The 24,559-nt window shown below is 70.4% G+C and carries 17 protein-coding genes; 13 read left to right on the forward strand and 4 right to left on the reverse strand.

Annotation, left to right across the window (positions count from 1 at the left end):
• Positions 1 to 102 precede the first annotated feature (102 nt).
• The 3 genes from AB0J78_RS30365 to AB0J78_RS30375 all read left to right on the forward strand — a co-directional run bounded on the left by AB0J78_RS30365 (position 103) and on the right by AB0J78_RS30375 (position 3,520).
• Entirely contained in the window at positions 103 to 1,482 is a 1,380-nt protein-coding gene (locus AB0J78_RS30365; protein ID WP_363794959.1) for an FAD-binding oxidoreductase, read from the forward strand.
• Between the two features lie 43 nt (positions 1,483 to 1,525).
• The gene (locus AB0J78_RS30370; protein ID WP_363794961.1) at positions 1,526 to 2,755 is read left to right on the forward strand and encodes a cyclopropane-fatty-acyl-phospholipid synthase family protein; all 1,230 of its coding nucleotides are present in this window, start codon (positions 1,526 to 1,528) and stop codon (positions 2,753 to 2,755) included.
• Between the two features lie 282 nt (positions 2,756 to 3,037).
• Positions 3,038 to 3,520: a VOC family protein gene (locus AB0J78_RS30375; protein ID WP_363794962.1), complete on the forward strand. Its 483-nt coding sequence runs from the start codon at positions 3,038 to 3,040 to the stop codon at positions 3,518 to 3,520.
• Here AB0J78_RS30375 and AB0J78_RS30380 read toward each other — a convergent pair whose 3' ends face one another.
• On the reverse strand, positions 3,521 to 4,906 hold the full coding sequence (locus AB0J78_RS30380) for a lipase maturation factor family protein (protein ID WP_363794964.1): 1,386 nt from the start codon (positions 4,904 to 4,906) through the stop codon (positions 3,521 to 3,523).
• Between the two features lie 192 nt (positions 4,907 to 5,098).
• Between AB0J78_RS30380 and AB0J78_RS30385 the strand changes: the two genes are divergently transcribed.
• Complete coding sequence (locus AB0J78_RS30385; RefSeq protein WP_363794966.1) at positions 5,099 to 5,914, forward strand: putative RNA methyltransferase; 816 nt, start codon at positions 5,099 to 5,101, stop codon at positions 5,912 to 5,914.
• A 180-nt stretch (positions 5,915 to 6,094) separates the two neighbouring features.
• Here AB0J78_RS30385 and AB0J78_RS30390 read toward each other — a convergent pair whose 3' ends face one another.
• Both AB0J78_RS30390 and AB0J78_RS30395 read right to left on the reverse strand, forming a co-directional pair.
• Positions 6,095 to 7,564, reverse strand: coding sequence for an aldehyde dehydrogenase (NADP(+)) (locus AB0J78_RS30390; protein ID WP_363794968.1), 1,470 nt, complete (start codon positions 7,562 to 7,564; stop codon positions 6,095 to 6,097).
• A 101-nt stretch (positions 7,565 to 7,665) separates the two neighbouring features.
• Positions 7,666 to 8,832 (reverse strand): helix-turn-helix domain-containing protein, encoded by a 1,167-nt coding sequence (locus AB0J78_RS30395; RefSeq protein WP_363794970.1) that lies wholly within the window; start codon positions 8,830 to 8,832, stop codon positions 7,666 to 7,668.
• Between the two features lie 74 nt (positions 8,833 to 8,906).
• Between AB0J78_RS30395 and ureA the strand changes: the two genes are divergently transcribed.
• The 4 genes from ureA to AB0J78_RS30415 are packed head-to-tail and all read left to right on the forward strand — an operon-like array spanning position 8,907 to position 14,114.
• Positions 8,907 to 9,482 (forward strand): urease subunit gamma, encoded by a 576-nt coding sequence (gene ureA, locus AB0J78_RS30400; RefSeq protein ID WP_363794972.1) that lies wholly within the window; start codon positions 8,907 to 8,909, stop codon positions 9,480 to 9,482.
• Complete coding sequence (locus tag AB0J78_RS30405) at positions 9,479 to 11,152, forward strand: urease subunit alpha (protein ID WP_363794974.1); 1,674 nt, start codon at positions 9,479 to 9,481, stop codon at positions 11,150 to 11,152. The genes ureA and AB0J78_RS30405 overlap by 4 nt, the downstream gene beginning before the upstream one ends.
• Positions 11,153 to 11,165: 13 nt before the next feature.
• Complete coding sequence (locus tag AB0J78_RS30410) at positions 11,166 to 12,794, forward strand: amidohydrolase (protein ID WP_363794976.1); 1,629 nt, start codon at positions 11,166 to 11,168, stop codon at positions 12,792 to 12,794.
• A 21-nt stretch (positions 12,795 to 12,815) separates the two neighbouring features.
• On the forward strand, positions 12,816 to 14,114 hold the full coding sequence (locus tag AB0J78_RS30415) for an MFS transporter (protein WP_363794978.1): 1,299 nt from the start codon (positions 12,816 to 12,818) through the stop codon (positions 14,112 to 14,114).
• Positions 14,115 to 14,384: 270 nt separating this feature from the next.
• Here AB0J78_RS30415 and AB0J78_RS30420 read toward each other — a convergent pair whose 3' ends face one another.
• Entirely contained in the window at positions 14,385 to 15,734 is a 1,350-nt protein-coding gene (locus tag AB0J78_RS30420; protein ID WP_363794980.1) for an FAD-dependent oxidoreductase, read from the reverse strand.
• Positions 15,735 to 16,153: 419 nt separating this feature from the next.
• On the opposite strand from AB0J78_RS30420, the gene AB0J78_RS30425 reads away from it, so the two are divergent.
• The 5 genes from AB0J78_RS30425 (at position 16,154) to AB0J78_RS30445 (ending at position 24,314) form a co-directional block, all read left to right on the forward strand.
• The gene (locus AB0J78_RS30425) at positions 16,154 to 18,208 is read left to right on the forward strand and encodes an EAL domain-containing protein (RefSeq protein WP_363794982.1); all 2,055 of its coding nucleotides are present in this window, start codon (positions 16,154 to 16,156) and stop codon (positions 18,206 to 18,208) included.
• A 183-nt stretch (positions 18,209 to 18,391) separates the two neighbouring features.
• A complete protein-coding gene (locus tag AB0J78_RS30430) occupies positions 18,392 to 19,201 on the forward strand; it encodes an SAM-dependent methyltransferase (protein ID WP_363794984.1) in 810 nt (269 codons plus the stop codon).
• 117 nt (positions 19,202 to 19,318) lie between these two features.
• Positions 19,319 to 21,427, forward strand: a complete 2,109-nt coding sequence (locus AB0J78_RS30435) for a diguanylate cyclase (RefSeq protein ID WP_363794986.1) — start codon at positions 19,319 to 19,321, stop codon at positions 21,425 to 21,427.
• Between the two features lie 228 nt (positions 21,428 to 21,655).
• Positions 21,656 to 23,680: a threonine--tRNA ligase gene (gene thrS, locus AB0J78_RS30440; protein ID WP_363795082.1), complete on the forward strand. Its 2,025-nt coding sequence runs from the start codon at positions 21,656 to 21,658 to the stop codon at positions 23,678 to 23,680.
• 73 nt (positions 23,681 to 23,753) lie between these two features.
• On the forward strand, positions 23,754 to 24,314 hold the full coding sequence (locus tag AB0J78_RS30445; RefSeq protein WP_363794988.1) for an HIT domain-containing protein: 561 nt from the start codon (positions 23,754 to 23,756) through the stop codon (positions 24,312 to 24,314).
• Positions 24,315 to 24,559 lie beyond the last annotated feature (245 nt).

A 24,559-nucleotide genomic window follows, 5' to 3' on the forward strand; every position in this document is an offset into this window, starting at 1 on the left:
CCCGTCGCCGACGGGTTTTGGGCTGTTCGTCGGCTTGCGGGCGGGTTCGGGTCCCTCTTTAAAGGGGGTGCTTGAGACCGGATCCGGCATTACGGTCGAGGTATGGCGGATCGGGTAACGCCGATGATCGGCGAGCATTCCGACGACGTGGCCGAGCTGGTCGCGCAGTACGCACAACTGCCGGCCGGTGCACCGGTCCGGCTCGCCAAACCCACCTCGAACCTCTTCCGGTTCCGCGACCCCTCGGATACCCCGGGGCTCGACGTCGGCCGGTTCACCAAGGTCTTCGACGTCGATGCCGAAGCCGGGACCGCGCAGGTCCAGGGCATGGCGACCTACGAGCAGATCGTGGACGCGCTGCTGCCCACCGGGCACATCCCGAAGGTGGTACCGCAGCTCAAGACCATCACGCTGGGTGGCGCGGTGGCCGGGCTGGGCATCGAGTCGACCTCCTACCGCAACGGGCTGCCGCACGAGTCGGTCCGCGAGATGGAGATCCTCACCGGCGACGGTTCGGTGGTGGTGGCGCGGCCGGACAACGAGCACGCGGATCTGTTCCGGGGCTTCCCCAACTCCTACGGCACGCTGGGCTACGCGCTGCGCCTGGAGATCGAGCTGGAGCGGGTCAAGCCCTACGTCAAGCTCCGCCACGTCCCGTTCGCCACCGCCGCCGAGTGCACCGAGGCGATCGCCAGGATCTGCGCGGACGGTGAATTCGACGGCGAGCAGGTCGATTTCGTCGACGGGACCGTGTTCACGCCGACCGAGCACTACCTCACCTTCGGGTCCTACGTGGACTCCGCGCCGTTCGCCAGCGACTACACCGGTGAGCAGATCTACTACCGGTCGCTGCAGCAGCGCCGCACCGACCACCTGAGCATCCACGACTACCTGTGGCGCTGGGACACCGACTGGTTCTGGTGCTCGCGGGCGATCGGTGTGCAGCACCCTCTGGTCCGCCGCTTCTGGCCGGCGAAGTACAAGCGCTCCGACGTCTACCGGCGGATCGTCGCCTGGGACCGGCGGCACTCGGTGACCGACCGGCTCGCCGTGCTGCAGGGCAAGGGCCTCAACGAACCGGTGATCCAGGACGTCGAGATCCCGGTCCAGCGGTTGCCGGAGTTCCTGGAGTTCTTCCACCGCGACATCGGCATCTCGCCGATCTGGCTGTGCCCGGTGCGGCTGCGCGACCGCGAGGGCTGGTCGCTGTACCCGATGGATCCCGACACCCTCTACGTCAACGTCGGGTTCTGGGCGACGGTCCCGCTGCGCCCCGGCGAGGCGCCGGGCAGGCACAACCGCGCGATCGAGCGGAAGGTGACCGAGCTCGACGGGCACAAGTCGCTGTACTCCAACTCCTACTTCGAGGAGGACGAGTTCTGGCGGCTCTACAACCGGCCGGCCTACCAGCGACTGAAGGACACCTACGACCCGAAGGACCGATTGCCGGGGCTGTACGAGAAGTGCGTTCGCGAGCGCTGACTCGCGGGCAGACGACACATCAAACTGGAAAGGAGGCCCTCTGATGGGATGGGCAGGGGTGTTCGAGCGGATTCTCGGCGGCGACCTGTCGGTGGAGATCCGAGCCTTCGACGGCAGCCGAGCCGGGACCGCTGGGGCCGATGTGCGCGTGGAAGTCCGCTCACCGCTGGCGCTGTCGCACCTGGCCAACGCGCCCGGTGAACTGGGACTCGCCCGCGCCTACGTCAGCGGCGCGCTGGAAGTGCACGGCGACATGTACAGCGCGCTGGCGGCGTTCCCGTCGGTGACGCTCAACGACGTGCCCGCGGAGCTGCGCCGCGAACTGTTCTTCAAGCTGGCCGGGTACCGGTTCTGGTGGCCGGTCCGGGTGCCGGAGGTCGAGCACCGCTCGCGCGGCTGGCGGCACTCCAAGAACCGCGACAGCCAGTCGATCTCGTACCACTACGACGTCTCCAACCGGTTCTACGAGTACGTCCTCGGCCCGTCAATGGCCTACACCTGCGCGGTCTACCCCGAGCAGGACGCCACCCTGGAGCAGGCGCAGTTCACCAAGCACGACCTGGTGGCCCGCAAGCTCGACCTGTCCGAAGGCCAGCGGCTGCTCGACGTGGGCTGCGGCTGGGGCGGCATGGTCATGCACGCCGCCGAGCACTACGGGGTGCGCGGGCTGGGCGTCACGCTGTCGCGGCAGCAGGCGCAGTGGGCGCAGAAGACCATCGCCGAACGCGGCCTGGCCGACCTCGCCGAGGTCCGCTACATGGACTACCGCGACGTGCCGGAAACCGGGTTCGACGCCGTGAGCTCCATCGGCCTGACCGAGCACATCGGTCTCAAGCAGCTGCCGCACTACTTCTCGTTCCTGCAGGACAAGCTGGTGCCGGGTGGCCGGCTTCTCAACCACTGCATCACCCGCCCGCACGGTCACCAGAGGGCGCGAACGGGCAAGTTCATCGGCCGCTACGTGTTCCCCGACGGCGAGCTCGAACCGGTCGGCACCCTGGTGTCGGCGATGAACGACAACGGCTTCGAGGTGCGCCACGAGGAGAACCTGCGCGAGCACTACGCGCTGACGCTGGCCCACTGGTGCGAGAACCTCGACCGCAACTGGTCGGCCGCGGTCGCCGAGGCCGGTCACGCGCGGGCGCGCGTGTGGCGGCTGTACATGGCCGCCTGCCGGCTCGGGTTCGAGCGCAACAACATCCAGTTGCACCAGGTGCTGGGCGTCAAGCTCGACGGCACCGACGCGCGCATGCCGCTGCGCCCGGCGTTCTAAGACGGTTTGGGGTCACCTTGCTCAACGGTGCGGGTAGCGGAACCTGAGCGGCGCTGTGGACTCCGCGCGCCACTCCTTATGTATTCCGCTTACCCCAGGGTGGACATCGGCGTCGCGGCGTGCTCGGCACAGCACCGCTCAGAACCCGCGGCGGTGCCAGTTGCGCAGATGGCGAAAAGGCAAAGCGGCTTCGCCGCGTTCTCAAAGGTTCTGACCGATGAGTTCCGCTGCGTGAGCGGGTCTACCCCTTCAGTCTGGTTTCCCGCGACGAAGGGCAGACCCATGTACGAGTTCACCCAGAAGATCACCCCGAACCTGTGGTTCGACACCGAAGCCGAGGAGGCCGCGACGTACTACTGCTCGATCTTCCCGGATTCGCGCATCGTGCACGTCATGCACCACGGCGAGGCCGGTCCGGGCGAGCCCGGCACGGTGCTGGTGGTGCAGTTCGAACTGTTCGGCCAGCAGTTCGTCGGGATCAACGGGGGACCCCAGTTCAAGTTCACCGAGGCGGTCTCGCTGGAGGTCACCTGCGAGTCGCAGGAGGAGGCCGACCGGCTGTGGGAGCAGCTCGGCGAAGGTGGCGAGCACGGCCCCTGCGGCTGGCTCAAGGACCGCTACGGCCTGTCCTGGCAGATCACGCCCCGCCGCCTCCTGGAACTGATCACCTCACCGGATCCCGCAGTCTCCGACCGGGTCATGAAGGCGATGCTGAAGATGGGCAAGCTCGACATCGCCGAACTCGAAGCCGCCGCCCAGGGGTGATCACAGGTCGTCGAGGCTCAGGGGCGGAACGAGGTCCGAGGCCCTGGTCCTGCTCCAGTGGTCGCCGGTTTCGCGGCGGTCCCGGCGTGTGGTGAAGCGGTAGCGGTAGAGGTCGGCCTTGACCAGCTTCGGCGGCTCGTCCGGGAACGGGTTGTGGCGGAGCAGCGCCAAAACCGGGGCTTCACCGCGCAGCAGAGCCGCCATGAACCGGGGCAACCAGCCGCGTCCGTAGGACGGGTTGATGGCCACGAACCACATCAGCCAGTCCAGGCGCAGGTGGTACGGCGCGACCTGCGGTGGCCTGCGCGCGGGGTCGCCGGGCTTGCCCTTGAACCCGTACTCCCGCCACGGGCCCGCCGGGCCGCTCGCGCCGAGCACCACGACCTCGTACCGCACCCGGGTGATGCTGCCGAACGCGCCGTAGGTGTTGCCCAGGTGCAGCCGGTTGAAGCTGCGGTTCATCACCTGACCGCGGCCCAGCATGTTGCGCACCGGCCAGTAGGCGAGCACCACGAACAGCGCCGTCACCGCCAGCACGAGCACCGCGAACCAGCCCGGCGGATCGGGGAGCGCGACCGGTGGCCCGCCGACCGCGGCGAACGCCAGGGTGATGGTCAGGAAGTTCAGCCAGGCGAAGTTCCCGCTGAGCATCAGCCACAGCTGCGTCACGACGATGATCGCCGCCGCCGCGGTCGCCACCGGTTGCGGGGCGAACAGCAGGAACGGCACGACTAGCTGCGTCCCGTGGTTGGCCAGCACCTCCACCTTGTGCAGCGGGCGCGGCAGCAGGTGGAACCGGCGGCTCAGCGGACCCGGCATCGGCTGGGTCTCGTGGTGGTAGTGCAGCGCCGTGAGGTCGCGCCAGCAGGAGTCGCCGCGCAGCTTGATCAGCCCGGCGCCGAACTCGACGCGGAACAACAGCCAGCACAGCAGCCACAGCACCGGCGCCGGTGGGGCGACGTGCGCCGGACCCAGGAAGATCGCCAGGAAACCGGCTTCGAGCAGCAGCGATTCCCAGCCGAAGCCGTACCAGACCTGGCCGACGTTGACGATCGAGGAGTACAGCACCCACAGCAACGCCCACACGAGCATCCAGCCCCACACCGGAGCGAAGTCCGCGAACTGGGCGAGCAGGCTCGCGGCGATGCCGGTCCAGGCCACGCCCGCCAGCCACCGGTCGGAGCTGCGGAAGTGGAACACGCTCGGTGCCCGGCGGAACGGCACCCGCGCGACGAACCGGGAGACCGGAGTCAGCCCGCGCTCACCGAGCAGACCGCGGAACTGCCGCAGGAAGCAGACGAAGCCGATCAGGTAGATCAGGGCGATCAGGTGGGTGACGGCGAACCTCGCCGCCTGGTACTCGGGTGCGCTCAGCCAGTGCCACATCGCCGCGCCTCCTTCCGCGCCGCTCGCCGCATCCGCCGGTGACCATGCGGCGGAGCCACTGTGTCAGGTGTCGGGCTCACCCCGCACCGCCGCGGCGGAGTCCGCGGAGCCGCTCACCGCCACCCGTACCGCTGGGCGATTCCGTGACAGGACCTAGAATCGCGCATCTGCGAAGTGTGTGGAGGCTGGGCTGTGCTGGACGAGGTGGTGGAGCTGCTGGCCTGCCCGCACTGCGGACTCGACCTGGAGCGCAGCGGGAACTCGCTGCGGTGTTCGTCGAACCACGTGTTCGACTTCGCGCGGCAGGGCTACGTCAGCCTGCTCTCGGGTCGCAGCAAGGTCGTCGGTGACACCGCGGAGATGGTCGCCGCCCGCGCCGGGTTCCTGGGCGCCGGGCACTACGACCCGATCGCCGACGCGGTGGCATCAGCGGTCACCGGCGACGGCCCGGTGGTCGACGTCGGGGCCGGCACCGGTTTCTACCTGGCCCGCGCCCTCGGCGATCGGATCGGCGTGGCCCTGGACGTCTCCAAGTACGCGTGCCGCCGGGCGGCCAAGGCGCACCCGCGCGTGGGCGCGGCGGTGGCCGATGCCTGGCAGCCGCTGCCGATCCGCACCGGCGCGGCCGGTGTCGTGCTCAACGTCTTCGCTCCGCGCAACGCCTCGGAGATGCGCCGGATCCTGCGTCCCGGTGGTGAGCTCGTCGTCGTGATCCCCGATCCCGGTCACCTGACCGGTCTGGTCGACCACCTGGGCTTGCTCAACGTCGACGAGTCCAAACCGGAACGCCTCGCCGACCAGCTCGGAGGGCACTTCACCCCGCTGGAGCGGCGCGCGGTCGAGTTCCGGCTCGAACTGACCCGCGCCGAGGCCCTGGCAGCCGTGGCCATGGGGCCCAGCGCCTGGCACACCACGCCCGAAGCCCTCGAAGCCAAGATCGCCGCCCTGCCGTCACCCGTCACCCCGACGGCCGCGGTCACGGTCGCCCGCTACCGCCGAACCCCCTGAGCACCCACGTCACCCGCACGGGCGACGAATTCGAATTTCGCGCGAAATTCGAAGGCGAGCTCAGGCCGTCGAATTTCGCGCGAAATTGGAAGAGCCCCGGTGGGCAACGGGACCCCCGGCCCGCACAGGAACTCGCGCGCGGGTGGTGCGGCTGCGGTCGTTGCCGGATGGGGCGTTGTCCTACCCCGCTGCGTGGACCTTCTGCGGGATGTTCCAGGGGTTCTGGTCCTGGAGCGGTTCGGGGAGCAGGGCCGCCGGGACGTTCTGGTAGGTCACCGGGCGGAGGAAGCGGTCGAGGGCCGCCGTGCCGACCGAGGTGAAGCGGGCGTCCGTGGTGGCCGGGTAGGGGCCGCCGTGCTGCATGGCGTGGGAGACGGCGACGCCGGTCGGCCAGCCGTTGAACAGCAGGCGCCCGGCGCGCTCCCGCAGGCGCGGCAGGAGCGTGGCGACGAAGTCGGTGTCGGAGTCCTCCGCGTGGACCGTCGCGGTGAGGTTGCCCTCGAACGCCTCCGCAGCGCGGCGGGCCTCGTCCTCCGAGGTGTAGGTGACCACGATGGACAGCGGGCCGAAGACTTCCTCCAGCAGCGCGTCCCGGTTCGCCAGCAGGGTGTCCACGTCGGTGGCCAGCAGTGTGGGCGCGGCCCCGTCCTCGGCGGAGCCGCTCGCGCCGTCGGCGAGCACGCGCACCCCCGGCACGTCGGTGACGACCGAACGCCGACCGCAGTAGCCCTCGTGCAGCCGCTCGTTGAGCAGCCGGTGGGATGCCACGGCCGCCGACTCCTCGGCGAGCGCGCCCTCCAGACCGTGGTCGGCGGGCAGGAACAGCAGGCCGGGCTTGGTGCACAGCTGACCGGCGTTGCCGGAGTAGGACGTCACGTAGCCCTTGGCGATGTTGGTGCCGCGCGCGGCGACGGCACCCGGGGCGACGAACACCGGGTTGAGGCTGCCGAGCTCACCGAAGAACGGGATCGGCTTCGGCCGCGAGTTGGCGATGTCGAACAGCGCGCGCCCGGCGGGAACGGATCCGGTGAACGCGGCCGCCTTGATCCGCTCGTCCCGCAGCGCGTCGGTGCCGGTGTCGAAGCCGAGCACGACGCTGAACGCGCCCTCCGGCGCACCGGCCGAGCGCAGCGCCTCGGCGACGATCTCACCGGTCCGCACCGACAGCTCCGGGTGACCGGGGTGGCCCTTGAGGACCACCGGGCAACCGGCGGCCAGCGCTGCAGCGGTGTCGCCACCGGCGACGGAGAACGCGAACGGGAAGTTGCTGGCGGCGAACACCAGCACCGGGCCCACCGGCAGCAGCATCCGCCGCAGGTCCGGCTTGGGGCCCAGCGCGAAGTCCGGGTCGGCTCGGTCGAAGGTGACCTGCAGGTGGTCGCCGGGCTCGACGGTGTCGGCGAACAGGCGCAGCTGGAAGGTGGTCCGCTTGAGCTCACCGGTCAAACGGCCCTCGGACAGGTGAGACTCGTTGCGGGCCAGCGGGATCAGCTCGCCGGCCGCCGCGTCCAGGGCGTCGGCGACGGCCCGCAGCTGGCGGGCGCGCTCGGCCGGGGCCTGCTCGCCGAAGGGCTCGGCGGCGTCGGCGGCCCGCTGGAGTGCGGCGTCGAGTTCGGCTCGGGTGGTGTCCGGGATCTGCGTCGCGGTCAACGTCCCATCCTTTGCGCGATCGGGAGAGGTCCGCGTCCACCGTAGTACGCCGGACGGCCGATGCACCGCACGGTGTTCGATATCGCGCATGAGGTCCGAAATCACGCACTCCGCTCGCAGGCCCGCGCCACGGTGAACAGGGCGGCCTGGTCGGGACGGGTGAGATCGCAGCCGGTGAGCTCGTCGATGCGGCGAAGCCGGTTGAGCACGGTGTTGCGGTGGCAGTACAGCTCACCGGCCACCGCACCGGCCGATCCGGTGCGCAGGTAGGCGGCCGCGGTCTCCAGCAGCCGCGACCGCTCGCCCGCGCCGATGCCGCGCATCCTGCCGAACACCTCGGCGGCCAGCGCGTCGCCGAGCTCGCCCAGCCTGCCCGCCACCACCGACGACCAGACGTCGGGCAGCGCTCTCGGACCCGATTCGGTCGCGCCGGTTCCGGCCAGCTCGGCGGCGATGCGCACCGCGCGCGGCACGCCCGCCAGCGTGCGGGCCACGGGTGCGAGCCCGCACGGGACTTCCTGCAACCAGCGCTGCGGCACCGCCGCGACACCGGCGGGCAGCTGCGCGATGAGCACCGGCCGCCGGTCGACGTCCTGCAGGTGCACCGAGATTCCCCGGGACGACAGCTCGTCGGCCGCGTCGCGCAGCGGCCGGGTGGCCGGCAGCGGGGCGGCGGCCACCGCGAAGTCCGCGTCGGCGGAGACGTCGAGCGCCGTGGCGACCTGCGCGACCACCTGCGGATCGCGGGCGTCGGTGGTCAGCAGCCGCGCCACCAGCTGGGCGCGCTCGTGCTCCTGCTCGCGGGCCACCACCGCGGCTTCGGACAAGTAGGCGAGGTGGATGCGCGTGGTGTGGTGGTCGACCGCGGCCCACACCCGCGAGGCGCTGCGCACCAGCGAGGGCAGCTCGTCCTCGGACACCCGGCGCGCGAAGGCGTCCCAGAGGATCCGGAAGTCGACGCGCACCGCGTGCAGCAGCACCTCCAGCGGCACGCCCGCTTGCGCGCGGCTGCGCCCGATGCGCTCGCACAGGTCGCCCAGCCGGTCGGGCACCGCCAGACCACCGGCCAGCCGCAGCAGCAGCTCCATGCTCCCCTCGGCGTGTTCGCGCAGCTCCGACCACGGCACCGCGTCGCTGGCGTAGGGCTCCATCGAGCGCAGCTCCGCCAGGAACACCGCGACCAGCTCGTCGAGATCGTCCAGGCAGGAGTGCACCAGTCTGCGCAACGGCCCGTCGGGTGTGACGGGCTCGTGAAGCGAAGTGTGCATCCGCCCAATCTAGAGCGATCAGATGGCGTGGTTCCATCATTGTGCTGGGCCGGTGACCAGAGGACTGTGCTCTCATGCACTTGACGCCCCGCGAGCAGGAGCGGCTGAACCTGTTCACCGCCGCGGAGCTGGCCCGTCGCAGGCTGGCCCGCGGCGCGCTGCTCGGCGCACCCGACGCCGTGGCCTACGTGTGCGACGAGATCTGCGAACTCGCCTGGGACGGCGTGGACATCGACGAGATCGTGCGGCGGGCCGGCGCGCTGCTGACCGCCGACCAGGTCCGTCCGGGAGTTCCCGCCGCCGTCCCGGTGATCCAGGTCGAGGCGTTGTTCCCGCACGGCAGCTCGCTGGTGCACGTGCCGCAGCCGTTCGGCCCGCCCGGTCCGGACGCGCCGGGAGCGGTGCGCGCCGCCGACGGCGAGATCGAGTTGGCCGCCGGCCGCGAGCGGCGGACGGCGTGGCTGCACAACACCGGTGAACGCCCGGTGTGGATCTCCTCCCACTTCCCGCTGGACCAGCTCAACCCGGCGGTGCGCAGCGATGTCGAGCTCGCCGGTTTCCGGCTGGCGGTGCCCGCGGGCACGGCGGTGCGCCTGGAAGCGGGGGAGCGCAAGGAACTCGGCCTCGTGGCGATGGGAGGCCGACGATGACCAGCCTGTCCCGGGAACGCTACGCGGCGCTGTACGGACCGACCACGGGTGACCTGGTGCGGCTCGCCGACACCGACCTGTGGGTGCGCGTCGAGGACGACGACACCGAGCCCGGCGAGGAGATGCTCGGCGGCTGCGCCAAGACCGCCCGCGACGGACTGCTCGTCGCGCCGAAGGCGGGCCGGGACAGCGCGCTGGACATGGTGATCCTCGGGGTGCTGCTGCTGGATCCGGTGCTGGGCGTGCGCAAGACCAACATCGGGATCAAGGAAGGACGCGTCGTCGGGGTCGGGCGCGCGGGCAACCCGGAGGCCGGGAACGGCGTGGAGCTGGTCGTCGACTCGCACACCGCGATGATCACCGGCGACGGCCTGATCGCCACGCCGGGCGTGGTCGACTCGCACGTGCACCTGTCCAGCCCCGAGGTGGTGCCCGCCGCGCTGGCGGCCGGGGTGACCTCGCTGGTGGGCATGGGCATGGGCGGGGTGTGGGACGTCGGCGCGAACCCCGCCCACAACCTGCACTCGATGATCGAGGCGTGGCGGGACGTGCCGATCAACGTCGCGTTCCTGGCACGCGGATCGTCGTCGTCGAACGACCTGCTGGAACGGGCGGTCCTGTCCGGAGCGGGCGGGTTCAAGATCCACGAGGACTGGGGCGCCACCCCGCACATCGTGGACACCTGCCTGGGCGTGGCCGATCAGGCGGACCTGCCGGTCGCGCTGCACACCGACACGCTCAACGAGTCCGGCTTCCTCGCCGACACGCTCGACGCGACGCGGGGCCGCACGGTGCACGCCTACCACGTCGAGGGCGGCGGCGGGCATCCCGACCTGCTGGAGGTCGTGGGCAGTCCGCACGTGCTGACCTCCTCGACCACCCCGACGCTGCCGCTGACCCGGGCGACGGTCGCCGAGCTCTTCCCGATGACCATGACCGTCCACAAGGGACACCCCATGGTGGACAGCGACAAGAGCATCGCGGGCAGCAGGGTTCGCGAGCACGGCATCGCCGCCGAGAACGCGCTGCACGACTCCGGGGCGATCAGCATCGTCAACTCCGACTCCATGGGCATGGGCCGCATCGCCGAAACCGCCCGCCGCACCTGGCAGCTCGCGCACGTGCAGGCCGCGCTCGCCGGCGAGACCGGGCCCGAGCACGCCGACAACGAGCGGGTGCTGCGCTACCTCGCCAAGATCACCCTCAACCCGGCGATCGCGCACGGCATGGCCCACGAGGTCGGATCGCTGCTGCCGGGCAGGCTCGCCGACATCGTGCTGTGGCAACCGGCCTGGTTCGGCGCCGAACCCGACCTGGTGATCAAGTCCGGGTTCGTCGCCTGGGGTGCCAGCGGATCGGGATCCGGGTCCACCCGGCTCACCCAACCGAGGGTCATGCGCCCCTTCTTCGGCGGACTCGGCGCCGCGCCCCGCAGGCTGTCCGCGGTGTTCGTCGCCGACGCCGCCGACCGCGCGCGCCTGCCCAGCGGCCCGAACTACGCCTCCGTGCGCGACAGCAGGGGGCTGACGAGGGCGGACATGGTGCGCAACACCGCGACCCCGCGCGTGGAAGTCCCGCGCGAACCGGGCCCGGTGTCGGTCGACGGTGTAGAGATCGACGTGCACCGTGCGGCAACGCTGCCGCTGACCCGCACGCACCACCTGGGCTGAGGAGAGGAACGAAGTGCTGGACCTGCTGCTGCGCGACGTCCGCGCGCTGACCATGAACCCGGACCACCCCACCGCGCACACCATCGGCGTGCTCGGTGGGCGGATCGTCGGGGTGGACGAGGAGATCGCCGACCTGCCCGCACGGCAGGTGATCGACGGCGGCGGCGCGGTCGTGTCGCCCGGATTCGCCGACTCGCACAACCACATGGTCTGGTACGGGCTCTCGCTCGCCGAGCTCGACCTGTCCGGCTGCCGATCGGCCGAGGAGCTCTACGACCTGGTCGCCGCCAAGGCCGCCGAACTGCCCTCCGAATGTTGGGTGATCGGATCCGGCTACGACGACTTCGTCATCGGCGGGCACCCGGACCGCGCCAAGATCGACCGCGCGGGCGGCGGCAGGCCGGTGTGGCTCAAGCACCGCTCGGCGCACATGTGCGTGGCCAGCACCGAAATCCTCGCCAAGGCAGGCGTTCTGGACGGTTCGGCCCGCGTTCCCGAGGGCGGCGTGGTCGAGCGCGACGCGGAGGGGGCGCCGACCGGGCTGCTCGCCGAGCAGGCGCAGCAGCTGGTCGACGCGCTGGTCAAGCCCTACCCGGTCGAGGAGCTGGTGGCGGCGATCGGCCGCGCCGCGAAGCGCTACGCGGCCGAAGGGCTCACGCACGTCACCGAAGCGGGCATCGGCGGCGGCTGGATCGGGCACAGCCCGGCCGAGGCCGCCGCGTACCAGCTGGCGCGGCAGCGCGGCGAGCTGCCGCTGCGCGTGGAGCTGATGCCCGCCAACGAGGTGCTGCACCAGGTCGGTCCGGACGCCTTCGGCCTGGATCTTGGGCTGCGCAGCGGTTTCGGCGACGACTTCCTGCGCATCGGGCCGATGAAGATCTTCACCGACGGCGCGCTGTCGAGTCGCACCGCCGCGGTCACCGACCCCTTCCACGGGCACGGCGGTCACGGCGTGCTCGGCGACGACCCGAACGTGCTGCGCGAGCGGATCCGCACCGCGCACCGTGGCGGCTGGCGAGTCGCCGCGCACGCCATCGGCGATCGCGCCATCGACCTGACGCTGGAGGCGTTCGAGCAGGCGCAGCGCGAGGTTCCGCGACCGGACGCGCGGCACCGCATCGAGCACTCGGCGATGGTGCGCCCCGACCAGCTCTCCCGGATGGCCGCGCTGGGCGTGATTCCCGTGCCGCAGTCGCGGTTCCTCTACGAGATCGGCGACACCATGATCGGAGCGGTCGGCGAGGAGCGGGAGCCCTGGCTCTACCGGCACCGGTCCTTCCTGGACGCCGGCCTGGTGGTGCCCGGCAGCTCGGACCGTCCGTGCGTGTCCAACGGGGCGCCGCTGCTGGGGATGCGCGCGATGGTCGACCGCACCACCAAGGCCGGGCGCGTGCTCGCCCCCGACGAGCGGGTCGACGCCGTCGAGGCGCTGCGCGCCTACACCACCCACGCGGCGTGGGCGGCCGGTCAGGAGCACCAGCGCGGCCAGATCGCCGCGGGCATGTTCGCCGACCTCGTGCTGCTCGACGCCGACCCGACCGCCGTGCCCGTCCCGGAGATCGGCGACATCGACGTGCGCGCCACGTTCGTCGCCGGTCGTCCGGTGCACGGAGCCGACGAGTTCGCAGAAGTCCCCACCTGATCCGGCACACCGGGAGGCCCCGTGACCGAAACAGCGAGCACGCCACGCACCGACCCAGCGGAGGCGCGCAAGGTCGCGTTCGCCGCGTTCGTCGGCACCGCCTTGGAGTGGTACGACTACTTCCTCTACGGCACGGCCGCGTCGATCGTGTTCGACCGGCTGTACTTCGCGACCGAGGATCCGGCGGTGGCCACGCTGGCCGCCTTCGCCTCGTTCGCGATCGGTTTCCTCGCGCGGCCGCTCGGCGCGGTGGTGTTCGGCCACCTCGGCGACCGCATCGGGCGCAGGCGCAGCCTGCTCATCACGGTCACGCTGATCAGCGTGGTCACCGGGTTCATCGGTCTGCTGCCGGACTTCATGGCCATCGGTCTGGCCGCTCCGCTGCTGCTGACCGCGCTGCGCGTGCTGCAGGGCATCGCGGTCGGCGGTGAGTGGGGCGGTGCGGTCACCCTCGCCGTGGAGCACGCACCGCCGGAGCAGCGCGGGCGGTTCGCGGCTCTGCCGCAGATCGGTTCGCCGATCGGCACGCTGCTGTCCTCGGGCGGGTTCTACCTGGTGGCGATGCTGCCCGACGAGTCGTTCGACTCGTGGGGTTGGCGACTGCCGTTCCTTGCGGCCTTCCCGCTGCTGGGCGTCGCGCTGTACCTGCGGCGCAGGGTCGGGGAGTCGCCGCTGTTCGAGCAGATGCTCGCCGAGCACGATCGGGCCTCGGTGCCCGCGGTGGAGCTGTTCCGCACCGCCTGGCGGCAGGTGCTGATCGGCATCGCGGCGTCGCTGATCGGCATCGGCGGCTTCTACCTGCTGACCACCTTCGTGATCAGCTACGGCTCGGGTCAGCTGGGACTGCCGAAGTCGTTGATGCTGGGTGCGACGTTGTTCGCGGCGGCGGCCGAGGTCGTGACGCTGATCTTCGGCGGCAGGCTGGCCGACCGGTTCAGCCCCGGCAAGGTCTGCCTGTGGGGCGGGGTCCTGTCCGCGCTGGCGGCGTTCCCGGTGTTCTGGATGATCGACACGCGCAACCCGGTGCTGGTGATCATCGCGGTGACCCTGGGCATCAACTGCCTGTCGATCCCGTACGCGGTCTCGGGTTCGCTGCTGGCCGGGTTGTTCCCGGTGCACCTGCGCTACAGCGGCGTCGCGATCTCCTCCAACCTCAGCGGTCTGATCAGCGGATTCGTCCCCCTGGCGGCCAGCGCCCTGCTCATCGCCAGCGACCAGCAATCCTGGTCGGCAGCAACGCTCCTGCTCCTCCTGGCCATCATCACCGCACTCGGAGGCCTCCTCGGCCACCGAGCAACCCGACCCCAAACCCAACCCTGACTCACCCCACCCAACCAAAACCCCGAATACCGCCGTAATCAGCCCCCCGATTACTGCGGTGTTCCGTGGAAACCCGGATTACTGCGGTAATCGGATCCCTGTTTACGGCGGTGTTCCGTGGAAACCCGGATTACTGCCGTAATCAGGACCCGGATTACTGCCGTAATCGGGGGCTCGGGTTGGGGCTGTTGTTGGGGGATGGTGGCTGCGGTGAGCAGGAACGCCCCTGCGCTTGTGGCGCAGGGGCGTTCCTGGTTCTTGGTGGGAGGGTCAGTCCGCTCGGGAGATCTTGACCATCTCGTCTCGGGCGACGACCTTGATGCGTTCGCGGCCGTGGGGTTCGCCGAGGGACTTCTCGTGGGCGTCCAGGCGGCCCCAGCCCTCCCAGGTCGTGTACTCGATGCCGCGCTCCTCCAGCACGTTGATGATGCTGTCGGAGTCGGGCTGCTCGGCCTCGGGGAGCTGGTCGAGGTCGGCCAGCAGGTTGTTGATCGTCTCCAGGGCGTCGCCCTTGGTGTGGCCGATCAGGCCGACGGGGCCGCGCTTGATCCAGCCGGTCGTGTAGACGCCGGGGATGTGCTCACCGTCGAGGTCCAGCACGCGACCGCCGTCGTTGGGCACCGTGCCCTTCTTGGTGTCGAAGGGCAGATCGGCGACCGGCGAGCTGAGGTAGCCGACGGCGCGGTAGACCTGCTGGGCCGGGTAGGTCTCGTACTCGCCGGTGCCGCGCACGTTGCCGTCGCCGGTGAGCTCCATGACCTCGACCTTGAAGCCCTCCACGCGGTCGGTGCCGACGACCTCCACCGGCGCCCGCAGGAAGTGCAGGTGCAGGCGGCGCTTGGTGTTGTGCTTCGGGTCGCGCAGCGCCCAGTCCTGCAGGGTCTTGACGATGGTCTTGACCTGGTTGTTGGACTGGGCTTCCTTCTCGCTGGCCTCGTCGAGCTCGAAGCCCTCCGGGTGCACGATGATCTCGACCTCGTCCTGGTGGTCGAGCTCGCGCAGTTCCAGCGGGGTGAACTTGGCCTGCGCCGGGCCGCGGCGCGCGAACAGGTGCACGTCGGTGACCGTCGACCTGGTCAGGCCCTGGTAGACGTTGTCCGGGATCTCGGTGCTGAGCAGGTCGTCGGCCTGCTTGGCCAGCACCCGGGCCACGTCCAGCGCGACGTTGCCCGCGCCGATGACCGCGACCTGCTCGCCGTCGAGCGTCCAGTCGCGCGGCGCCTCGGGGTAGCCGTCGTACCAGTAGACGAACTCGGCGGCGCCGTAGCTGTGCGGCAGGTCGATGCCCGGGATGTCCAGCGGGCGGTCCTGGTCGGCGCCGGTCGAGAAGATCACCGCGTCGTAGTAGCGCTGCAGATCTTCGAGCTTGACGTCCACGCCGTACTCGACGTGGCCGAGGAAGCGGATCTCAGGCTTCTCCATCACGCGCTGCAGCGCGTTGATGATGCCCTTGATGCGCGGGTGGTCGGGCGCCACGCCGTAGCGGATCAGCCCGTAGGGTGCCGGCATCCGGTCCAGCAGGTCGATCTCGACCGGGGTCTCGGACTTGGTCAGGATGTCGGCGGCGTAAACGCCGGCCGGGCCGGCCCCGACGATCGCGACTCGCAACGGGCGGGTCATGCACTCTCCTCCTGGGTGCGCCGGGCTCGGCGCGCTCGACTGCGAAGCCGCGCGGCAGCGGACCCGTAGTGGACCGGGCCTGGGCCATGCGCGGAATCCCCACCAGCTTAGGGAGCCCTTACCCCCGATCCCGCGATGCGGGCTGGTGACAATGCTCATAACTGATCTCGCCCACCACCTCGGCGAACCCGGCCTCTCAAGATCATTTTCGCAGTACCGCCTGGGCAAAAGGGGCATTGCGGGCTGATTTAATCAGCGCTGAGTGCGTGACCGGACGCGGTGAGTGACAGTAGGATCGGTCACTGATCAACCGCGTCGGTACTCAACGTGCAGGGCCGGTTACACGCGGTGTCCAAAATGTCGAGACAGGGTGGGCGAGTGCGTCGAACGCCGCACCGGAGCGCCGACGGAGTCGAACCGTGATCACCAGGGTGGATCGCCACGAGTTCATCCAGCGGTGGAAGCGCGAGATCGCGCTCAACAGCTACGCGCCGCTGCGCCGCGGCGACGTCGATGAACTGCTGAGCACCTGCCTGGAGCACCTGCTCGGCGAGCTGGCCTGCCCCGACCGAGCGGGCGAGGCCGGCAACGCGGGCGCGGCGCTGCTGCCGCTGCACCCCGGCAACCCCATGGTCCTGCCCGGCACCCTGAAGCTGCTGGCCGCCGAACTGCCCCGACTGGTGCCCGAGGTTCCACCGGACCGGATCGTGGCCGCCCTCGGCCGCCTCGCCGCGGGCTTCGGCGAGGAGCTGCGCGCGGTCGGCGGCTCCGTGGAGCGATCCGGCCGAGACCTCCCCGCCCGTTCGCGGGCGCTGTTCCACGATTCGACCATGGGAGTCGCCGCGGTCAGCACCACGGGTGCGATCGAGGAGAACAACGGAGCCCTGCGCCGCATGTTCGGCCTCACCGAGGACGAGCTGACCGGCGCCTCGGTGCTGGCGCTGGTCGACGACCGGTGGCGGCCCGAGCTCACCGGTGCGCTCGCCGACCTCGCGGACGGGGCGAACGAGCGGGTGAACCTCGACGCCCGCTTCACCACCACCGACGGCGCCCAGGTGTGGACCCGGATGACGGCGTCGCTGGTCCGGGACCAACGGGGCGAACCCGACCACCTGGTGGTGTTCTACGAGGACATCACCGACCGGCACATGCTCCAGGAACAGTTCCGCCGCCAAGCCGTCCAGGACCCGCTGACCGGGCTGGCCAACCGCGCCCAGCTCGAATCCTGCATCGACGCCGCGCTCACCCCCGTCTACCCGGGCCGCCGGGTCGGCCTGTGCCTGTTCGACCTGGACGGCTTCAAGGCCGTCAACGACAGCCTCGGCCACAGCATCGGCGACCGGATGCTGCGCGAGGTCGCCCGCCGGCTGCAATCCCTGGCCGCGCAGGAGAGCGCCGTGGTGGCGCGCACCGGCGGCGACGAGTTCGCCGTGGTCATCCCCGACTCCTACGACGCCACCCGGGTGACCGAACTGGTCGAGCGGTTGCTGCGCGAGATCACCAAGCCGATGTGGATCGGCGCGCACGAGCTCGCCGCCTCGGCCAGCGCCGGCATCGTCGAGCGGGAGGTGGTCGGCACCGACACCGGTTCGCTGCTGCGCGACGCCGACATCACGCTGTTCCGGGCCAAACGCGACGGCCGCGCGCTGTGGGTGCTCTTCGACGCCGAGCGAAACGCGGTGGCGCACGAGAACTTCCGGCTGTCGGCGGCGCTGCCCTCGGCGCTGGAGAAGAACGAGCTGTTCGTGGAGTACGACCCGGTCGCCGACGCGGAGACCGGCGACGTCCTCGCCGTGATGGCCAACGTTCGCTGGGACCACGACGAGTTCGGCGAACTGGGGTCGGACCGGTTCTTCGGCCTCGCCGAGGAAACCGGCCTGATCACCCGGCTGGGCGGCTGGACGCTGGAGCAGGCCGGCAGGCACGCCGCGCGGTGGGTGCGCGAGCTCGGGGAGCACGCGCCGCTGCTGGCGGTGACGCTGTCGGCCCGGCACTGCCGCGACCCGGAGCTGGTCCGCGACCTGCGGGAGGCGTTGGAGACCACCGGGCTTCCCGCGGAGTCGCTGGTGCTGTGCCTCCCGGAGTCGGCGCTGTTCGACTACCAGGGCGACGCGGTGGACACCGTGGAGATCTTCGCGGAGATGGGGATCCGCCTGTTCGTGCACGAGTTCGGCTCGGACCACACCCGGGTGGACCGGCTCAAGGACCTGCCGCTGGCCGGGGTGCTCATCGACGGGCCGCACATCCAGGGGCTGGCCGACCCCGGCGGCCCGGAGCCGCTCAGCGAGTACCTGGTGCGCAGCGCGGTCGGCGCGGCGCGGCTGATGGACCTGCCGGTGCTGGCCACAGGTGTGACGAGTGCGGAGCAGGCGCGTCGGTTGGGGGAGATCGGTGTCGCTCTGTTCCAGGGGCCGCATGTCAGCGATCGGGTTTCGGCGACGGAGGTCGTCGATCTCGTGGGCGGCGCGCGATGAGCCGATGATGCTCGAAAAACCCGAAGTTCCCGGCGGATTCCACGAAAGGGCCGAGCACGTGAGCGTTCTGGCTACCCCACTCCGGGCGCATGGCCGAACGCGGGGCGTGACACCTACGATGGCCTTCTCGATCACCGTTTCGGGTGCCTGAACGACCAAACCGAGTGCAGGAGGCTGGATTCTATGGACCAGAGACCCGATTGGCTGGCCGAAGGCGTCGACCTGGACAAGCCCAGCGCCGCCCGCTGCTACGACTTCTACTTAGGCGGCGCGCACAACTTCGCCGTGGACCGCGAACTCGCGAACAAGGTCCTGGACGTGGTGCCCAACGTCAAGGAGGTCGCGCTGAACAACCGCGCGTTCCTGCGCCGCGCGGTGCGCTACTGCCTCGACCAGGGCATCCGGCAGTTCCTCGACATCGGATCGGGAATCCCGACCGCAGGCAACGTGCACGAGATCGTGCACGCCGTGGACCCGCAGGCCCGCGTGGTCTACGTGGACAACGAGCCGGTCGCCGTCGCGCACAGCCGCTCGATCCTGAACGGCAACGAGAACGCCACGATTGTGCAGGCCGATCTGCGCGACGTCGACGACGTCCTGGAATCCCCGGAAACCCAGCGCCTGCTGGACTTCTCGCAACCGGTCGCGGTGATGATGGTGGCGCTGGTGCACTTCGTCCCCGAGAGCGCCAAGCCGCGGGAGATCATCGGCCGGTACCACGACAAGCTCGCCCCCGGCAGCTACCTGGGCTTCTCGCACGTCACCGGGGAGGAGTTCCCGGAAGGCGTGCAGGGCCTGGTCAAGCTCTACGAGAACAGCACCAACCCGGTCACCCTGCGCACCCGCGCCGAGGTCGCCGAGCTGGTCTCCGACTTCGAACTCGTCGATCCCGGCGTGGTCTACGTCTCCGAGTGGCACCCGGACTCGCCCGAGGACGTCGGCGAGCACCCCGAGGAGACCATCGTCTACGGCCTGGTGGGCCGCAAGGTCTGAGAGCCCGTCGTCGTGCGAGGTCGTGGCGGGATCGCCAAACTGATCACCGACTTCACCCCGTCCGGGCCAGGACGCGGGTGCGATGCGACCGGCGACGCCGGGCAGAAGGTGTGAGCGATGCCTGAATCCGAGGGAGCCTCCGACGAGGAGGAACGTCACCACGTGGTTGCGCAGTGGACGCGCGAGATCATCCACACCAGCTACGTGGCGATGGGCCGTCCCGAGATCGAGGCGTTCCTGGCGAAGTGCTTCGAGGACGTGCTCGCCGCCTGCGACGGACCGCTGGAGTCCGCGCGCCGGGTCGGTTCGCGCCTCGTCGACGTGCACTTCACCAACCCCGTCGTCGTGCACAAGACGCTCAACCACCTGGCCACTGCGCTGCCGGCCCACCGCGAGGTGGGCCAGGCCAGGCTGGTCGACGTGCTTGGCGCGGTCGGATCGGGCTTCGCGGGGGCGCTGCGCGAGCAGACCCTCGACGAGCAGGAGATCATCAAGCAGTCCGTGCTCGACGCCCGGGACGCCGCCGAGGAGGCGTTGCGGGCGTCGGAGGCGCGGTCGCGGGCGGTGTTCGTCTCCTCCGCCCTCGGGATCGCGATCGTCACGCTCGACGGCGTCATCGACCAGATCAACCCCTCCATGAACAGGATCTTCCGGCTCGGCAGCGAGTCGCTGGTGGGCCGGACGATCTTCGACGTGGCCGACACGTCGTGGATCGGCGAGCTCGCGGTGGCCAACGCCGACCTGGTTCGCGGCGAGGTCGACCGCTACCAGCTGGAGATCCGCTTCACCGAGCAGCACGGCTCGCACATCTGGACCCAGCTGTCGGCCTCGCTGGTGCGCGACGCCAACGGGGCGCCCGACTACCTGGTGATGCTCTACGAGGACATCACCGACCGGCACATGCTCCAGGAGCAGTTCCGGCGCCAGGCCGTGCACGACCCGCTGACCGGGCTGCCCAACCGCACCCAGCTGCAGACCAGCATGGAACGCGCGCTGGAACCGTCCACGCCGGGCCGCCGGGTCGGACTGTGCTTCTTCGACCTCGACGGATTCAAGGCCGTCAACGACAGCCTCGGGCACCCGGTCGGCGACCAGCTGCTGCGCGCGGTCGCGCAGCGCCTGCAGGCGCTGACCGCCGAGTTCGGCGCGCTGGCCGCGCGGATGGGCGGTGACGAGTTCGTGGTGCTGGTGCCCGACACCGACGGCGCCGCCGGACTGGTCGGGCAGGTGGAGAAGATGCTCGCCGAGGTCACCCGGCCGGCCCGCATCGGCGCGCACGAGCTGTCGGCCTCGGCCAGCGTCGGCATCGTCGAACGCCCGGTGATCGGCACCGACGCCGAGTCGCTGCTGAGCGACGCCGACATCACCCTCTACAGGGCCAAGCAGGACGGCCGCGCCCAGTGGGTGCTCTTCGACGCCGCGCTCAACGCCGAGGCCCGCGACCGCTTCCGGCTCTCGGCGGCCCTGCCCGCCGCCCTGGAGCAGGGGGAGCTGTTCGTCGAGTACGAGCCGATGCGGCTGCTGGACGACCGCTCGCTGTACGCGGCTGCCGCGGACATCCGCTGGGACCACCCGGATTTCGGGGAGCTCGGGCAGGAGTCGTTCCTCGACCTGGCCGAGGAGACCGGGCTGATCACCCGGCTCGGCAGCTGGGCGCTGGGGGAGGTGTGCAGGCACGCGGCGCGCTGGACGGAGCGCTTCGGCGAGCGCGCCCCGGTCGCGGCGATGAACCTCTCGCACCGGCACTGCCGCGACCCCGAGCTGGTCAACGACGTGCAGCGCATCCTGCGCGAGACGGGCCTGCCAGCGCGGTCGCTGGCGCTGGGCATGCCCGAATCGGCGTTGTTCGACCACCAGGGCGACGCGGTGGACACCGTCGAGATCTTCGCCGAGATGGGGATCCGGCTGGTCGTCTACCAGTTCGGCGACGACTGCACGCGCGTCGCCCGGCTGCGCGGCCTGCCGCTGTTCGGGGTGCGCATTGACGGCCCGCACCTGGACGGGTTCGCCGACCCCGAGGGGCCCGATCCGCTGGACGAGCACCTGCTCGGCGCGACGACCGGAGCGGCCGAGCTGATGGACCTGCCGGTGGTCGCCGGAGGCGTCCACGACGAGCTGCAGGCCGAGCGGCTGCACGCCCTGGGAGTGCGCGCGGCGATCGGCCCGTTCGCAGGTGAGCGGGTGTCCGCCCTGGAGCTCGAAGAGCTCGTCGCCGAGCCCGAGTGAGCGGCTCCCGACCTGCCGCGAGCGGCGACGACGACCTGCGCGGCTCCCGCCGCCCGCACCGGCGGGCAAGGTCACCACAGGACCCCTCGTCAAGGGCGTGGGCTGGGGGTTAACGAATTGGTGGCCACCGATAGCATCGGGTGGCGAAGCGTGTCCGCGCCGGTGAACCGGCCCAGTCTAGGAGTGATCGTGTCCGTACAGCCTTCCCACGCCCAGCAAGCACCCCGGGTGAAGGTTCCGGCGGGCACTACCGCGGGTGCGGCCGTCGCCGAGGCGGGGCTGCCGTCGAAGGGCCCGGACGCGATCGTGGTGGTCCGCGACGCCGACGGCGACCTGCGCGACCTGGACTGGGCGCCGGAGTCCGACGTCGAGGTCGAGGCGGTCGCCGCTGAGACCGACGACGGCCGCAGCGTCATCCGCCACTCCGCCGCGCACGTGCTCGCGCAGGCGGTGCAGAACCTGTTCCCGGACGCCAAGCTGGGCATCGGCCCGCCGGTCAAGGACGGCTTCTACTACGACTTCGACGTCGACAAGCCGTTCACCCCGGAGGACCTGCAGGCGCTGGAGAAGCGCATGAAGCAGATCCTCAAGTCCGGCCAGAAGTTCTCCCGCCGCCGCCTGGACTCCGTCGAGGCCGCCAGGGAAGAGCTGGCGAACGAGCCGTACAAGCTGGAACTGGTCGACCTCAAGTCCGCTGACGACGCGGTGGACACCTCCGAGATCATGGAGGTCGGCGGCGGTGAGCTGACCGTCTACGACAACATCGACCGGCACGGCGAGCGCGTCTGGGGCGACCTGTGCCGCGGCCCGCACGTGCCGCACACCCGGTTCATCCCCGCGTTCAAGCTGATGCGCGTGGCCGCCGCCTACTGGCGCGGCGATCAGAGCAAGCAGCAGCTCCAGCGCGTCTACGGCACCGCGTGGGAGTCCAAGGAGAAGCTCGACGAGCACCTGGAGTGGATCGCCGAGGCCGAGCGCCGCGACCACCGCCGCCTCGGTGCCGAGCTGGACCTGTTCTCCTTCCCGGACGAGATCGGCTCCGGTCTGCCGGTGTTCCACCCCAAGGGCGGCATCATCCGCCGCGAGCTGGAGGACTACTCCCGCAAGCGGCACGAGGAGGCGGACTACGAGTTCGTCAACACCCCGCACATCACCAAGGAGACGCTGTTCAAGACCTCCGGTCACCTCGACTGGTACAAGGACGGCATGTTCCCGGCGATGCACCTCGACGAGGAACGCGACGCCAACGGTGAGCTGCGCAAGCCCGGGGTGGACTACTACCTCAAGCCGATGAACTGCCCGTTCCACAACCTGATCTTCCGCTCGCGCGGGCGCTCCTACCGCGAGCTGCCGCTGCGGCTGTTCGAGTTCGGGTCGGTCTACCGCTACGAGAAGTCCGGCGTGGTGCACGGCCTGACCCGCGTGCGCGGCATGACCCAGGACGACGCGCACATCTACTGCATGCCCGACCAGCTGCAGGACGAGCTCAAGTCGCTGCTGGGCTTCGTGCTGGACCTGCTGCGCGACTACGGCCTCGACGACTTCTACCTCGAGCTGTCCACCCGCAACGAGGAGAAGTACGTGGGTGACGACGAGAGCTGGGAGGTCGCCACCGAAGCGCTGCGCGAGGCCGCCGAATCCTCCGGGCTGGAGCTCGTCCCCGACCCGGGCGGCGCGGCCTTCTACGGCCCGAAGATCTCCGTGCAGGCCAAGGACGCGCTGGGCCGCAGCTGGCAGATGTCGACCATCCAGGTCGACTACCACCTGCCGGAGCTGTTCAACCTGGAGTACACCGGCCCGGACGGCGGCAAGCAGCGGCCGATCAAGATCCACCGCGCGCTGTTCGGCTCCATCGAGCGCTTCTTCGGCGTGCTCACCGAGCACTACGCGGGCGCGTTCCCGGCCTGGCTGGCGCCGGTGCAGGCGGTGGGCATCCCGATCGCCGACGAGCACGTCGAGCACCTGCAGAAGGTGCGTCAGGCGTTGCGCGCCAAGGGGATCCGGGTCGACATCGACACCAGCGACGACCGGATGCAGAAGAAGATCCGCAACCACACCACGCAGAAGGTCCCGTTCCTGCTGCTCGCCGGTGGCAAGGACGTCGAGGCCGACGCGGTGTCGTTCCGGTTCCGGGACGGCTCGCAGATCAACGGCGTCCCCGTCGACGACGCGGTCACCGCGCTGGTCGACTGGGTGCAGCGGCGCGAGAACGCCTCGCCGAACGCCGAGAACTTCGCCGGGGAGGCGTCATGAGCAGCACTCACCACTCCCGCGCTCGAGCGAGCCGACCGGAAGCGGGTGTCCAGCACGAGGCAGAGGGTCAGGCGTGAGCGGTCCCGAGGGCGTCGAGCTGACGCGGCAGGAGGGTGCGGGGGTCGACGACGCGCTGCAGCGCCTGTGGACCCCGCACCGGATGGTCTACATCCAGGGCGAGAACAAGCCGGACGGCGACGACAGCGATGGCTGCCCGTTCTGCCGACTGCTCGATTCCGGTCAGCCCGACTCGGATTCGCTGATCGTGGCCCGCGGCGAGCTCGTGTTCGCGATCCTCAACCTGTACCCGTACAACCCGGGACACCTCATGGTGCTGCCCTACCGGCACGTCGCGGACTACACCGAGCTCACCGCCGAGGAGACGGTCGCGGTCGCCGAGTACACGCAGCGCGCGATGCGGGTGATCCGCAAGATCTCCGCGCCGCACGGCTTCAACATCGGCCTCAACCAGGGGCCGGTGGCCGGTGCCGGCATCGCCGCGCACCTGCACCAGCACGTGGTGCCGCGCTGGGGCGGCGACTCCAACTTCATGCCGGTCATCGGCCACACCAAGGTGTTGCCGCAGCTCCTAGGAGAAACCTGGAAACTACTGTCCGACGCCTGGGTTGAGTAGGACGTTTCTACGGGCTCGTTCTGCGTGGCGGTGCGGGGTGGCGGAACCTGACACGCCTTCTGGCTCCGGGATCCGCGACTTGAGTATGTCGAATACGCGGCGCTGCGGCTGTCCTCCCCAGAAGACGTGTCAGAACCCGCGGCGGTGCCGGTTGAGTCCCGCACTTGAAGCAGCGGCTACCGCCGCCCACCTCAAGATCGTCCAGGCAAAATGAGAAGAGCAGGGCCGGTGGGTGCCGGTCCTGC

It is taken from the genome of Saccharopolyspora sp. NPDC049426, from assembly GCF_040676935.1.
In the GTDB taxonomy this organism is placed as follows: Bacteria; Actinomycetota; Actinomycetes; order Mycobacteriales; family Pseudonocardiaceae; genus Saccharopolyspora.

Bases quoted from the DNA above. Each gene is read 5' to 3' on its own strand.
- ureA (WP_363794972.1), top strand. From the start codon at position 8,907: ATGCACTTGACGCCCCGCGAGCAGGAGCGGCTGAACCTGTTCACCGCC.
- AB0J78_RS30420 (WP_363794980.1), bottom strand. From the start codon at position 15,734: ATGACCCGCCCGTTGCGAGTCGCGATCGTCGGGGCCGGCCCGGCCGGC.
- AB0J78_RS30435 (WP_363794986.1), top strand. From the start codon at position 19,319: ATGCCTGAATCCGAGGGAGCCTCCGACGAGGAGGAACGTCACCACGTG.
- AB0J78_RS30380 (WP_363794964.1), bottom strand. From the start codon at position 4,906: ATGTGGCACTGGCTGAGCGCACCCGAGTACCAGGCGGCGAGGTTCGCC.
- AB0J78_RS30405 (WP_363794974.1), top strand. From the start codon at position 9,479: ATGACCAGCCTGTCCCGGGAACGCTACGCGGCGCTGTACGGACCGACC.
- AB0J78_RS30370 (WP_363794961.1), top strand. From the start codon at position 1,526: ATGGGATGGGCAGGGGTGTTCGAGCGGATTCTCGGCGGCGACCTGTCG.
- AB0J78_RS30365 (WP_363794959.1), top strand. From the start codon at position 103: ATGGCGGATCGGGTAACGCCGATGATCGGCGAGCATTCCGACGACGTG.
- AB0J78_RS30395 (WP_363794970.1), bottom strand. From the start codon at position 8,832: ATGCACACTTCGCTTCACGAGCCCGTCACACCCGACGGGCCGTTGCGC.
- AB0J78_RS30430 (WP_363794984.1), top strand. From the start codon at position 18,392: ATGGACCAGAGACCCGATTGGCTGGCCGAAGGCGTCGACCTGGACAAG.
- AB0J78_RS30375 (WP_363794962.1), top strand. From the start codon at position 3,038: ATGTACGAGTTCACCCAGAAGATCACCCCGAACCTGTGGTTCGACACC.